Source organism: Desulfobaccales bacterium (genome assembly GCA_041648175.1).
In the GTDB taxonomy this organism is placed as follows: Bacteria; Desulfobacterota; Desulfobaccia; order Desulfobaccales; family 0-14-0-80-60-11; genus 0-14-0-80-60-11.
Window position 1 is genome coordinate 253177 of sequence record JBAZPO010000001.1, and the last position, 14756, is coordinate 267932.

Here is a 14756-nt window from a genome sequence, read left to right on the forward strand (position 1 = left end):
AGTCTGTTCGATCCAATTTTTACACCGCTGAGACGCAGAGGACGCAGAGAAAAAGGATAGAAAAACTCTGGGCTCTCTGCGTCTCTGCGGTGAATTATTCGTCGAGCGTGATGCTGAATTCACTGCCTTTGCCGTAATGGCTCTGAAAGGCGATGTGGCCATTGAGCAACTCCGCCAGTTTTTTGCTGAGATGCAGGCCCAGGCCGGTACCTTCGTGACGCCGGGTGTCGGAGGTGTCCACCTGGGTGAAGGCTTGAAAGAGTCTATCCTGTTCTTCGGGTTTGATGCCGATGCCGGTGTCGATCACCTTGAATTCGGTCCGCCAGTGTCCATCCTGGGCATTACGTCGAAGTTCAACCTTGACTTCGCCGTTTTCAGTGAACTTGATGGCGTTATACGTCAGGTTGAGCAGGACCTGGCTCAAAGAGCGGCGGTCAGTTCTTATGGTTATCTCCTGGTCCGGCATTACGGAGATCAATTTGAGGCCCTTGTTTTCGGCCATGGGCATCAGCGTGCTGGTGACTTCTTGGATGATGCTTTGGCAGGAGATGGGCTCCGGCTTCAGTTCGATCTTACCGGACTCGATCTTGGCGAGATCGAGCAGATCATTGATGAGCAGGAGCAGGTGCTTGGCGCTGGTGGAGATATTCTGGAGCTGTTTCTCCTGTTTTGGAGCGAGGGGGCCGGAGACCTTCATCAGTAGGGTGCCGGCAAAGCCGATAATCGAGTTGAGCGGGGTGCGCAATTCGTGGCTCATGTTGGCCAGGAACCTGTCCTTGGCCAGGTTGGCGTTTTCCATTTCGAGACTCTTCTCTTGCAGAGTCTGCTCGAAACGCTTACGCTCGGTGACGTCCCGGGCGGCGGCGAACACGCCCTGAAGCTTGCCGTCCCGGTCGGCAAAGGTGGTGGCGTTGTAGCTGACCACCGTCTCTCGCCCATCTTTATTGCGGGCCGTAAGCTCGTAGTTGGTGACGTTGTCTTCCCGCAGCACCAGCCTGATGCCTTCCTCGGCGCGTTCGGGGTCGGTGAAATAGGTCTTGAAGGGAGAGCCGATCAGCTCCTCCCGGGTGTATCCGGTGAGGGATTCCATCTGCTCATTAACGTCGGTGATGATCCCTAAAGGATCGGTAGTCATCAAAGCATCGATGTTTGATTCGATCAAGGAGCGGGCATAGAACTGCTGGTCCCGAAGCTGTTGCTCCAGTTCCTTCTGCTGGGTGATGTTACGGGCCCCGGCCAGGATGCCCAGTTGTTTGCCCATGGCATCGGAGAACACGCCGGCGTTGAAACTCACCGGGATCCTGCGGTTCTGGCGGGTGATCAGCACCAGTTCGTAGGCCAGCACCCGGCGTTGCTCCAAAGTTTGCTGCACGCCGGCGCTGGCTCGTTTGGACTCGGTGAAATAGTCGGCAAACGCCGAATTGATCAGATGTTTTCGTGAATAACCGGTCAACCGCGTCGCTTCTTCGTTCACGTCGGTGATGACCCCGTCCGGCGCGATGGCGAACAGGGCGTCGGCGCTGGCTTCGATGAGGGAGCGGTTATAGGCCTGTTGATCCACCAACTGGGATTGCAGGCGGGCCTGTTCGCTGATGTCACGGGCGCTGGCGAAGATACCCTGCACCTGGCCGTCGGCGGCGCGGAAGACCGAGGCGTTGAAGGAGACGGTGGCCTTTTTGCCGGACCTGGTCTTGAGCACGAGATCGTAGTTGGTGACCACGCCTTCGGCAAAGGTGCTTTTAACGCCGGCATCGGCCCTCTGCGGATCGGTGAAGTATTGCCGGAAGGGTGAGGCAATGAGTTCGTCCCGGCTGTAGCCGGTCATGCGGCACATCTGTTCGTTCACGTCGGTGATGAAGCCTTCGGGATCGACAGTAATCAGGCCGTCAACCGAGGATTCGATCAAGCCCCGCAGATAGGTCTGTTGCTCACGCAGCTGCTCTTCCAGGCGCACCCGGTCGGTGATGTCACGGGCGCTGGCGAATATGCCTCTGACGTTGCCCGTATATGGGTCTTTAAATACCGAGGCGTTGAAGGACACCTGGAGTAAGCGGCGGGTGCGGCTGACCAAGGTGAGGGCATATTCGGTGACGATGCCCTTTTCGAAGGTTTCTTTCACACCGGCCATGGCCAGGCCGGCGTCCGTGAAGTAGTCCTTAAACGGCGTGCCGATGAGTTCGGCCCGGGTGTAACCGCTCATCTGGCACATCCGGTCGTTGACGTCGCTGATGATGCCCTCTGGGTCCACGGTGATGAGGCCGTCAATCGAGGCCTCGATCAAGCCTCGGTTGTAAGCCTGCGAATCCCGGAGCCGCAGTTCCAGTTTTTTCTGTTCGGTGATATCCCGGGCCGCGGCGAACACGCCCTGGAGCTTGCCGTTCCAGTCGGCAAAGGTAGCGGCGTTATAGCTGACCACCGTCTCGCGCCCTTCTTTGCTGCGGGCCGTGAGCTCGTAGTTGGTGACGTTGCCTTCTCGCAGCACCAGCCTGATGCCTTCTTCGGCTCGATCGGGGTCGGCGAAGTAGTTTTTGAAGGGAGAGCCGATCAGCTCCTCCCGGGTGCAGCCGGTGAGAGCTGCCATCTGCTGGTTGACGTCGGTGATGATGCCCACCGAGTCGGTGGTCATCAGGGCATCGATGTTCGCTTCGATCAGCGAGCGGGTATAGAACTGGGAGGCTTGCAACTGCGATTCCAATTTTTTCTGATCCGTGATGTCACGGGCGCTGGCGAAAATGCCGCGCACCTTGTTGGCCGCGTCCTTGAACACCGCGGCGTTGAAGGAGACGGGCACCTGACTTTCGTCCGCGGCTTGCAGGGTCAGAACGTAGTTGGTGACCGAGCCCTCCTTCAGGGTGAGGCGCACCCCCTCGGCAGCCCGCTCTTGCTCCAAAAAGTAGACGGGGAAGGAGGAGCCGATGAGCTGGCTGCGGGAGCGGCCGGCCATGCGGCACATGGTCTCGTTGACGTCGGTGATCCGCATGGCTTCATCGACGGTGATCAGACCGTCCACGCTGGCTTCGATGAGACCCCGGTTATAGGCCCGTTCCTCCGCCAACTGCTCCTGGAGACGGGCCTGGTCCGTGATATCACGGGCGCTGGCAAAGATCCCCCGCACCGCGCCCGATTCGTCTTTAAAGATGGCGGCGTTGAAGGAGACCAACTGCTCCCGGCCGTCTTTGCTGTGCAAGGTCAACTGGTAGTTGGTAACCGCGCCCTTGTCCAGAGTCAGGCGCACCCCGGCCGCGGCCCGCTTGGAATCGGTGAAATATTCCGGGAAAGGCGTCCCGATGAGATCCTCACGTTTGTAACCAGACATGCGGCACATGGTCTCGTTGACGTCGGTGATTTTCAACCTCGGATCCACGGTGATGAGGCCGTCCAGGGAGGCCTCGATGAGACCCCGGTTATAGGCCCGCTCTTCCGAGAGCTGGGTCTGCAGGCGGGCCTGTTCGGTGATGTCACGGGCGCTGGCGAAGATGCCGTGCACGTCGCCGGAGGGATCTTTAAAGACTGAGGCGTTGAAGGAGACCACCAGTTGCTGTCCGGCCCGGGTGGCCATGGTGAGAACGTAGTCGGTGACCACTCCTTTGTCAAAGGTCTGTCTCACCCCGGCGTCGGCGCTGTCGGTATCCACGAAATAGTCAATAAACGGTGTGCCGATCAGTTCCTCCCGGGTGTACCCCGACATCTGGCACATGCGGGCATTGACATCCGAAATGATGCCCTGGGGATCGACGGTAATCAGGCCGTCAACCGAGGCCTCGATCAGGCCACGGTTATAGGCTTCCGACTCCCGGAGCCTTTGCTCCAGTTCCTTGTGCTCGGTGATGTCACGGGCCGCGGCGAACACGCCCTGAAGCCGGCCTTCGGCGTCCCGGAAGGTGGAGGCGTTATAGGAGACCACTGTCATGCGGCCGGTTTTGGAGATAGCCGTCAGCTCGTAGTTGGTGACCTTGCCCTCCCGCAGCACCAGCTTGATGCCTTCGTTGGCGCGCTCGGGGTCGGTAAAATAGGTCTTGAAGGGAGAGCCGATCAGCTCATCCCGGGTGTACCCGGTAAGGGTCACCATCTGCTTATTGACGTCGGTGATGATGCCTAAGGGGTCGGTGGCCATCAGGGCGTCGATGTTGGATTCGATCAACGAACGGGTATAGAACTGGGTGGATTTGAGCTGTTCGGTCAGGCGGATTTCATCCGAGATATCTTTGGAAATGAGCAGGTAGCCGATGGCCCGGCCCACCGAATCGCGGCGAGGCGTGATGACCACCCTGGCGGTGAACAGGCTGCCGTCCTTGCGGCGCCGGGTGATGGTGCCTTCCCATTTGCCGTTGTGCAGGGCGGCATCCAGGATTTCCCGGGGCTTGCCGGCCGCCACGTCTTCTTCAGTGTGCAGGATGGCAGAGTTGGCCTTGCCCACCACCTCTTCAGGCTCGTAGCCATACAGCCGGCGGGCGCCTTCGTTCCAGAGCAGGATCTTGCCATCCAGGTCTTTACCGATGACCGAATACTCGGTGGAGGACTCCAGGATGTTGGTGATGAAGTCCACCGCCTGCTGGGCGTCACTGACGATGGCGCTGTCGAACAGCTTCGCCTTCCGGACCTCCTCGCTGAACCGCATTTCGTTGGAGTAGTCCTTGGAGATCAATAGGAAGCCCACCGGCTGACCCGAGACGTCGCGGCGCGGCGTGATGACGACCCGGGCCGTGAAGACCTCGCCGTTTTTGCGCCGGCGGGAGATAGTGCCTTCCCATTTGCCTTCTCTGAGAGCGGCGGCCATCATTTCGGCGGGCTTGCCGGCTTTAACGTCCTCTTCCGTATGGAGGATGGAGGAGTTGGCCTTACCGATCATCTCTTCCGGCTCATAGCCGTACAGCCGCCGGGCACCCTCATTCCAGAGAATGATAGTCCCCTCCAGATCCTTACCGATGATGGAATACTCGGTGGAGGATTCCAGGATGTTGCCCAGGAAGTCCACCACCTCGGAGTTATCGCCCAGGATCTTGTTATCCAGCAGTCTCTTGACCTTGGACAGCCGGGTCTCACTGGCGATGCTTTTGGAGATGAGCAGCAAGCCGACGGGCTTGCCTTTGGCATCCCGCTGCGGCAGACTTACAGTATGGGCCGAAAATTGCACCCCGTCCCGGCGCACCCGGGTAACGGTCCCTTCCCACTTGCCGTCATCCAAGGCAGCTTTCACCATATGCTTGGGGAGGCCGCCCTTCACCTCTTCCGAGGTATACAGGATGTTAGAGGATTTTCCGATGACCTCCTCTGGCTCGTAGCCGTATAGCCGGCGGGCGCCTTCATTCCAGGAAACGATTTTTCCCTTCAGATCATTGCCAATGATGGAATAATCCGAGGATGACTCCAGGATATCTCCCAGAAAGTCATCCACCTGCACCGTATTGCCCACAATCCTGCTGCCGGCCATTCTTCTCTACCTCCAAACTTATAATGCAGTGGCCAGTGATCAGTAGTCAGTAGTCAGTGGCCAGTAAAAGCAGTAATCAGTATAAAAACAATATTTATAAATACCTTTCGTTTCCCTCGTTTCCAATCTGTGCTTGGGAACGCCGTAACCACCAAGCTGAGCTTGGCATCCACTTTCGTTCCCAAGAGCAACTTGGGTACGAGAAAAAAAGGAGGACGGCCGCCCGGCTGTCCTGATGTGTAATACAGGCACTCCCCGCCAAAGATGGTGCGCGGTGCGCACCCTACGTCAAGCACTGTACAGGCCACTGACCACTGATCACTGATCACTGATCACTGCTTGTCCCATTACCGGCACGGTAAAGGATATCCTGGTTCCCCGATCCTCCTGGCTCCAGATGTCCAGACTGCCATTCAGCATCCGCATCCTTTCCGCCATGGCCGATAACCCCAGGCCCCGTTTCGTAATATCCTGGTTCAGTATTTGGTGGGAGTCAAAGCCCCGGCCATTGTCTTCCACCCGGAATTTGACCTGGCCGTCCAGTCTTTTTATGTCCACTGTCACGAGAGCGGCCTGGGCGTGTTTGGCGATGTTGGTGAAGGATTCCTGGATGATCCGGTAAATGATGACCTCCACTTCCGCCGAAAATAATCCCTGGATGGAGTCCATGTCCAGAGTCACCGGGATCTGGCTATACTTGGTGAATTCGTCGAAAAAGTATCTCAAGGCCGCCGCTATCCCCATGTGCTCCAGGACGGAGGGGCGCAAATCCTGGGACAGGCGCCGGACGTTTTCAATGATCTCATTGATGTAATCAAGCGAGTGCCCCAAATCTTCCTTCATCCCACCGGGCGGCAGTTTCTTTTCCACCCATCGCAACTGCATCTTGAGAGCCGTCAGGGATTGGCCCAGGTCATCGTGCAGTTCATAGGAGATGCGTTTCCGTTCGGTCTCCTGGGCGTGCAATAGCTGAGAGGTGAGGAAGCGGAGTTTCTCTCTTGATTCCCTGAGGGTCTCTTCGACCCGGAGGCGCACCTCGATTTCTTGGTTTAGCTGTTGATTGGCGGCCTTCAGTTCCGCAGTCCGGTCTCTGACCCGCTGTTCCAGTTCGTCATGGGCCCGGCGCAGGCCTTGCTCGGCGCGTTGACGCAGGAAGGCCTCAACAATGGCGAAAGACAGATTCTCTACGGCTTCCTGGTCTGCCGAGTCATAGCCTCCGGCTATTTTTCCCAGGGCGATTATGCCGATGGCCTGGCCGGCATATTTTAACGGCACCCCCAGGAAAGCGCTGAGGGGAGGATAGCCCGGGGGGGCGGCGAAGGGCTCGGGATGGATGGCCGGGTCATTGGCGATCAGGGATCGTCCCTGGATCATAACTTTTTCCAAATAGCCGTGAATGTGCGGCAGGCTGTCGAACGATCCTTTTTTGGCCGATCCCGGCAGCCGGCAGGACGCCCAGCCCGGGTCGCTGAAGACAATATCCAACTTGCGAGCCTGGTTCACCTTGCCCAATAAAGCAAACCGGCTTCCCGTCAAGCCTTTCGCCACGTCCAGACAGGTGCGGGCTAATTTTTCTTCAGTCTCTGAGGTTAAGGCCTCGTGAAAGACCCGGTTGATGCCCGTCAAAATCTGGGTCTTCGCCTGGAGGCGCTCCTCGCTCCGCTGCAGCTCCTCAACCTGCCGCATGAGTTTGTCTATGAGCAGCTCCTGGTGCTTCTCCTCGAAAGCGGCGGGCAGGGAGGTAACCCCTTTGGCACCTTGGCCATTGAGCACCTCCGTCACTTTTTCCAGGATGGTCGTGGGGTCAGTCGGTTTGGAGAGAATCAGGGAAACGCCGCATTCTCGGGCCAGGTCTCGGGCCTCTTGCTCATTAAATGCCGCGGTATAGAAAATGATTGAGGTTTCGGAGATGGCCGGGTCCAGGTGCATTTGCCGGACCAGCTCATAGCCATCCATTTTGGGGAGCAAGACGTCGGAAATTACCAGATCAGGATGTTCGGCCCGCAACAGCCGCAATGCTTCAGCGCCGTCGGCTGCCTCCAACACGCGGTGCCGCCCATGGCTCAGCAGGAGCGACAGCAGTTCCCGGTCAGGGGCGCGGTCATCAACGACCAGGATGGTGGCCATTTTTTCGCTTGCAGGGATTGTTGATAATAACAAGCTTCACAGTCATCCACCATGATTACAGGTTAAGTTATCCTCTGCCAACGCTAAAGCAACAATTGTCTCGATTAATCTCTAATGAACATCAGGCAAGAAGCTGACGATCTGGCTGGTAAAGGCTTGGGCCTCGATGGGCTTGGCGATATACCCGTCAAAACCGGCAGCCAGCAGACGTTCGCGGTCCCCCACGGAGTCGAGGGCAGTCACCGCTATGATGGGGATTTGCCGCAAAACCGGATCGGCCTTGAGATCCCGGACAACTTCGCAGCCCCCCAATTTGGGGAGTCTGACGTCACAGATGATGATGTCGGGCTGCTCGCGACGCGCCGCGGCCAGCCCCTCTTCGCCGTTTACGGCCGGCACAACCGAATAGCCGGAGGCCTCCAGCAGGTCCGCGTAAAGCTCCTGGCTGAGGGGATCGTCTTCGATGATGAGAATGCGGCGACCTGATTGATCCGCCTGTTCCGGATGGCGGGTTTGAGCTTTGCCGGATCCAGGGTCATTCTCGCCAACGCCGGCGATTAACGTGATATGGTCGATTACATCCAGAATGGCTATGGATAGCTTAACGGTCGGCTGGGGCGAGCTGAGAAGAAGACGGGAGCCCATCTTCGCATCTCCTTGGCAAGGGCTTAGGGTTTCGGGCAGCAAATCCTGTATCCTGGATGCACCGCTGGACTAAGTTTTCTTCCTAAATCCCCGGTGGAACAAAGGTTGTTCAAGGACCTGATTCCTTGCTTCAGCATAGACCATGGGTCATAAGAACTTCGGGCTTTGTCTGGGTTCCGGACAAGCCGCCGGAATTGCCAGTAAAACTAACCCATTTATTTTCTTAAGTCAATCTTTGTTCATGCCGGTATATTAACAAAATAAAATCTATAAGAGAATAATAACGGTGATCAGGCCAGATATGAATTATACGGGCTTTAGACAAAAGGCAGCGCCTGGTTCTCCGGGGAGGAAGGGAAGAAAGGCGCCATTAAGACAGGCGAATTTGCTGATCTGGCAGTGCTAAATCAAGATTATTTTTCTGTTCCTGAAGAGCGGATTAAGCAAATCGAATCCGTCCTGACCGTCGTGGATGGCAAACCGGTGTACGCCGCGGGGCAATGTCAGCATCCGGCGCCGCCGCCCTTGCCGGTGAGCCCGTCGTGGTCGCCGGTAGCCGTTTATGGCGGGTATCCCCAAACAGCCTCAACCGTCATTTTTTGTTCTCTTCCCCAAAGACGGGTGGCTGGGGATCAGCGGTGAGTAGCGCCCGGCTTTGTGCCGGGATTTGGTTCTGCCAGCAGTTCCCTGACCTTGGACAGGAGTTGTTCCGCTCTGAAAGGCTTTTGAATAAAATTGATGACTGACTCCTTAACGCCGCGCGTCACTACGCCGTCTTCAGTGTGCCCGGACATGAACAAGATCCTCATCTCGGGATGCACCGGGACTAAATGTTCAGCCAGTTCCCGCCCCCCCATCACCGGCATGGCCACATCGGTGAGCAGCAGATGGATGGGGTCCGCGTGGTCTCGGCCTATTTGCAACGCCTCCAGGCCATCCTTGGCAGTGAGCACCGAGTAGCCTTTGAGGGTCAGCATGCGATGCACCACGTGACGCACTCCCTCTTCATCCTCTACCAGCAGGATGGTGCCCGTGCCCTGGCCATTGGAAAGGTAGGGTGGCGCTGACACCACACGCTTTCTGGCCCTTGCCGCGCGGGGGAGAAATATGCGGAAGCTGGAGCCCTTGCCGGGGCTGCTCTCCACCAGGATGTAGCCGCCGCTCTGTTTAATTATCCCGTAAGCCATGGAAAGTCCCAGGCCGGTGCCTTTGTCCTTTTCTTTGGTGGTGAAGAAGGGCTCGAAGATGTGGGAGAGAACCTTTCGGCTCATGCCGATGCCGGTATCCCGCACCACCACCACCACATAATTACCGGGGGTGATCTCCGGGTGTCGACGGGCATCGTTGAAGTCCACCTGGACATTTTTCGTCTCAATGCTGAGGTGACCTCCCTGTGGCATGGCATCCAGGGCATTGAGGACCAGGTTCATACAGACCTGCTCCATATGGTTCGGGTCGGCTTTTACAGTCCCCAATTCCGGTCCCAAAACTGTAGAGATCTTGATATTCTCATCCACCAGACGGCTGAACATCTCCATCAAGTTGGAGATCAACACATTGAGGTCGATAATCTGAGGTTGCAGCACCTGCTTGCGGCTGAAGGCCAGCAGTTGCCGGGTCACCGCGCTGGCCTGATCCGCGGCCTTTAGGATGGCCTGGACCTGCTGGCGCCCCTGTTCAGCTTCCTGCAGGTCTGCCAACAAAAGTTCGCCATAGCCGCTGATGACGGTGAGGAGGTTGTTAAAGTCATGGGCCACGCCTCCTGCCAGGCGTCCCACCGCCTCCATCTTGGCCGTCTGTCTGAGATGCTCCTCTCGCCAGCGCAGCACCGCTTCCACTTCTTTGCGCTCCGTGATATCCGCGGCAATGCCCGCGATGCGATAGGTTTTTCCGGCCTCATTCCGGATGGGAAAGAAACGGGCGGCAATCCAGCGGACGGCGCCGTCCGGCCGTCGAACCCGGAAATGTGGAAATTTCTTTTCCGAAAAATCTCCGGCCATGCGCTTCTTCAGGGCAGCCTTAACCTCCCCCAGGTCTTCCGGCGCCACGCCCTCGAGCCAGGAGCGCGGCGCCTCATACAGGCTGGCGCGACTGCGGCCCCAGATGCGTTCATAGGCCGGGCTGATATAGTGCACCCGTTTCCAGTCGCCCGAGGCGAGCATAATCGCGTCATCGATATTTTCCGTCAACTGCCGGAACCTCTCCTCACTCTCCTTAAGGGCATCTTCCGTCTGTTTGCGGGCGCTGATATCCATAGCCAGGGTCAAGATGCAGGGGGTGCCGTCTGTATCGCGAAAAGGATATTGAAAAATCTGTAAAGTCCGGCCGTCGCCGGTGGTTCGCTCCCATTCAAAAGCAGTCTGGGTATCGATGACCGACGTCGCGGGACAGCCTTCGCAAGGCGCCTGCTGGTTATAAAAGAGCTCGTAGCAAAACTTGCCTGCCGTTTCCCCAAAGGCCTCCCGCAAGCGCCGGTTGGCGAACCGGAGGGTATGATCTTCCCCGTGCAAGGAAACAAAGGCGGGCAGGGCGTCAAGGAGGCTGTAGAGGCGCTGCCGTTCTTGCTCCAAGGCCGCCTCCGCCTTCTTCCGGGCCGTGATGTCGGTTACGAAAGCATAATATATTGGCTGGCCGTCCCCCTCCCGGCGCACATGCACGAACAGTTCCACCGGCACCCGGCTGCCGTCTTTGCGCAGGTATTCTTTTTCATAGCGCACCGCTTGGCCGGTGCGCTGCAGCTCGTTGATCTTTGCGGTCTCTTTCTCCAGCCATTCCGGCGGAGTGAGATCTTTTTGCCAATTAAGCCTGGATAATTCTTTCTGGCCATAACCCAGAAGTTGTAGGAAGGCTTCGTTGAACATACCCATGCGACCGTTGAGGAAAGCGACCGCAAAGGGTTGGGAGGAATTCTCCAGGAAATCCGCCAGCATCGACGTATGACGTTGGCTCTCCTTGAGAGCCGCATCCGCCACCTTGCGCGCCGTGATATCCCGGTGGATACCCACCGCGCCCAGGAGATTCCCCTGGCCATCCGTGACCTGGCCAGCCAGAGATTCAGCGCTGAACTGCGTCCCATTCTTCCGGCGGTAGGTGATTTCAAACCGGGCTGGCTTCACCGGCTCTCCCGTGAAGAAGTACTTCTCTCGGACCGCCTCAAAGTCAGCCCGGTCGACATAAAGCTCCTCGGTGCTCTTGCCGATAAGTTCCTCTGGCTCGTAGCCGAACACGGTCTTGACCGCGGGGTTGGCCAGGACGATGCGGCGCTCCGAGTCCGCGAAGATGATGGCGTCGGAAATGGATATGAAGATGGCTTCGAATTCGGCGCGGCTTTTTGCCAAGGCTGCTTCGGCCTGTTTGCGGGCCGTAATATCCTCGGCCAGACCCACGATCCCGGTGACCTCACCATTTCCATTGTAGATGGGGGCAACGGAAAGGCTCACGTCGATCCAGGCGCCGTCTTTGCGCCGGGCTCGCACCTCCTCGCCGGTGAATGGTTCTCCCTGAAGAACGTGTCTGATGATCTCCCGGGATTCCCCCTGTTTTCCCTCGGGCACGATGGGCAGGGGGCGGCCCTGAAGTTCACCCCCCCGCCAGCCGAAGATGAGCTCTGCCGCCGAGTTGACCCCCTGGATTGTGCCCTCCCGGTCCAGATGCACGATGGCCAGGGGCGAGGCTTCGATAAGGGCCTGTAACTTGGCATTGGCTGCCCTGAGGGCCTCCCGGACCCGTTTCCTCTCGGTGATATCCCGGAGTATTGATTGCACTGCAGGCCGGCCCTGATACATGATGGCGCTGCCGATCCCCTCTACCTCCACGAACTCGCCGTCCAGGCGCAGGATCTTCTCTTCTAGAGGGCCGACGGTGGCCCCGGCCCGAATTTGCTTAACGCGGTCCTGGACTGCGGCGCGAGATTCGGGATGGAAGCGGTCCATAACCGATTGGCCCACCAGGTCGCTGCGTACGACGGCGCCGAAGAGCTGCACCGCGGCTAGATTGACAAAGACGATCCTGCCCTTGGCGTGCACCACAATGGCGTCGGGGGAGAGCTCCACCAGGCTGCGATAGCGTTCTTCGCTCTGGCGCAAGTCCGCCTGAGCCTGTTTGCGGGCGGTAATGTCAGTATAGGTGGCCACCGCCGCGATGATCGACCCGTCCCGGTCCCGGACGGGGGTGGCGTTGACGTTGAGGTGGACGGCTCGGACGTTAACGCCTTCTCCCCGTTGCAGCAAATACTCTTCGTCCACCACGGTCTCGCCCAGATTCAGGGCGCGCCCCAGGGGCAGATCATCCGGAGGGCAACTCCGGCCATCGGGATAAGAGCGCGGAATTTGCTTGAAGTGCTCCAGGTCGCCCAGGGAATCCGGCGCTTGTTTCCAGATCGTCTCAGCCCGGCGGTTGGTCAGGATGATGCGGCCCGACGGTTCGGCAATGATTACCCCCGCGGGCATCTGCTCCAGCACGGTCTGAAAGAGATTCCGCTCGTTTTGCAGTTCCCCGGTCAGGTCCTCCAACTCCTCGGCTTGCGCCTGCAGAGTTTCGTTCTGGACCCGCAGTTCCTCGCCATGGATCTTCAGTTCTTCGTTGGAGATCCGCACCTCTTCCGAGTAGTTTTGGACCTCGGTCAGCAAACGCTGCTGCTCCGGCTCGCACTCCCGACGTTTGGTGATTTCCTCCTCTAATTTTTGGTTGGCGGCAACCAACTCGGTGGTGCGCTCTCCGACCCGGTGTTCCAATTCATCCCGGTTTCGCTGCAGGGTCTGCTGCACCTTTTTCCGTTCAGCAGCATAGCGGATGGCCCGGAAGAGCCGGCTTGCGTCCGTTTTTCCTTTGATCAGATAGTCCTGGGCCCCCTTTTGCACCGCCGTGAGGGCCAGGGTCTCATCGTCCAGCCCGGTCAGGAGCACGAAGGGGATTTCCGGGGCTTGAGTGTAAGCTTTGTAGAAGGTCTCCAGACCCCGGCTGTCCGGCAGACTCAGGTCCAGCAAGACCAGATCGATCTCGCCCTTGCCCAGTGATTCCAGGCCTTGGGAGAGCCTGGGGACCCACTCGAGGGTAATATCGCCAGCCCCCGCCTCAGCCAGCATCTCCCGGACGAGGCGGGCGTCGCCGGGGTTATCTTCGATCAGCAGGATCTTAAGGGGACCCTCAGGCTGCGCCCTGAGTTCGGGACCACATTCGCCAGTGGCCTTAGACCTGGCCGCGTCCGCTTCCGGAGACTCTGCCAGAGGTTGCCCCTCGGCCAGGCCCCCTCGGAGATGCCCCAGGCTCTCCTCAGCTCCGCTCTCAGGGACCACCCGGGCTTCGGCCAACTGCCGCCGCAATTCTTGCACTTCCAGCAGCAGTTCTTCTTTGGTCTTCCTGTCATCCATGCGCACTATCCTAAGGTCATCCAGTGGTCTGTTTCAGAACTATAGCGCTTGCCGAAAGTTCTTTCCTTTTATCCCCTCTCCCCTTGCGGGAGTGAGTTAGGGTGAGGGGTGAATGAGGAAATATTTGCCAATGGGTATAAGTCAAGAAGCTGATAATCTCTAAATAAAGATTAACTTAACCTTACAAACATTAATATAAAAAATAATCATCTTGAAAAGTTCTTTTTTTTCATAAGATAATTGCTATGGGAAAGTTTTCAACTACTAGCCAGTCCAAAACTTCATTACGTTGCGTATTGAGACCTCTGCGAAAGTCTCGCGTAGGATAGCCGCCCTCGGCTGTCCACACTTCCGCAGGTCGAGAGCGCCTGTGCAATATTTTGATTAACTTGGGCAGCAGCAGAATCAAGGCAGACGCCTCACAACCCAGCCGTCAGGCGAGAACCTCCAGAGGTTATTTTCTTTGTCAGGCTGAGGAAGCGCCGCAGCCGCATCGGCGACTTCTATTCTGAGGTAGGGGCGGGGTCTCCCCGCCCTGCCTAGGGTAAGGAGTAAGTCGCAAGTAATCTCTTCTGCACCATGCCGGTTCCGGCAAATCTCTACTTTACGCCCTCATTCCTAAGTTCCAGCTTAGGAACGCCACTTTCCGCCCAAGCTCTGCTTAGGCGCCTCTCCCGCCCCCTTGATGGGAAGGCAGTGTAAGGAGGAGGGTAAAAAAAGAAAGTGTGAGTAGGCTCCTAAGCCCGGAGGCTTATTTTTTCTTGCCCCGCATCCACCAGGGGAGATCGCCGGGCCCGGCAGCCGCCCGGATTTGAGCCAACTCCTCTTTGAGCAAGGTTACTTCGGCCAAAAGGGTCTTGGCGGCGGCGGCTTCGCCCGTTAGGCGCTCCACCTCCCGGCGCACCCGGGCCAGCTCTTCGGCCACCTCGCCCAGCGCGCCTTTCAGGGACGCGGCTGCCGTTGTCGCGGCGGTGTATCCCGCCATCACCTCGGTCTTGAGCGTCTTGGAACCGGTTTCCAGAGCCACCACCCGCTCCTGCAATTCGCTGAGCGCCCCCACACCTGCCTGGCCCCGGCCGGTCTTGGCCGCCACCGAAAGATCGGGGACTACGGAATCCAGCGGATGGTCCTGGATCATGGCATCCAGCGGGTTTTCGCCAATGGTGCTGCGTTTAGCCATATCG

General features: G+C 58.1%; 5 protein-coding genes and 1 pseudogene. 1 reads left to right on the forward strand and 5 read right to left on the reverse strand.

Annotation, left to right across the window (positions count from 1 at the left end; all coding sequences use genetic code 11):
* Positions 1-94: 94 nt before the first annotated feature.
* The 3 genes from WC600_01190 to WC600_01200 form a co-directional block, all read right to left on the reverse strand.
* A complete protein-coding gene (locus WC600_01190) occupies positions 95-5431 on the reverse strand; it encodes a PAS domain S-box protein (protein MFA4901337.1) in 5337 nt (1778 codons plus the stop codon).
* 318 nt (positions 5432-5749) lie between these two features.
* Positions 5750-7558 carry a response regulator gene (locus WC600_01195; GenBank protein ID MFA4901338.1) on the reverse strand — a complete coding sequence of 603 codons (1809 nt, stop codon included), beginning with the start codon at positions 7556-7558 and terminating at the stop codon, positions 5750-5752.
* Positions 7559-7669: 111 nt separating this feature from the next.
* Positions 7670-8203: a response regulator gene (locus WC600_01200; protein ID MFA4901339.1), complete on the reverse strand. Its 534-nt coding sequence runs from the start codon at positions 8201-8203 to the stop codon at positions 7670-7672.
* A 333-nt stretch (positions 8204-8536) separates the two neighbouring features.
* Here WC600_01200 and WC600_01205 point away from each other — a divergent pair.
* Positions 8537-8845, forward strand: a pseudogene (locus tag WC600_01205) (amidohydrolase family protein).
* Here WC600_01205 and WC600_01210 read toward each other — a convergent pair.
* Positions 8836-13572 carry a PAS domain S-box protein gene (locus WC600_01210; protein MFA4901340.1) on the reverse strand — a complete coding sequence of 1579 codons (4737 nt, stop codon included), beginning with the start codon at positions 13570-13572 and terminating at the stop codon, positions 8836-8838. The pseudogene WC600_01205 and the gene WC600_01210 overlap by 10 nt on opposite strands.
* Before the next feature lie 751 nt (positions 13573-14323).
* Positions 14324-14752 carry a hypothetical protein gene (locus tag WC600_01215; protein MFA4901341.1) on the reverse strand — a complete coding sequence of 143 codons (429 nt, stop codon included), beginning with the start codon at positions 14750-14752 and terminating at the stop codon, positions 14324-14326.
* Positions 14753-14756 lie beyond the last annotated feature (4 nt).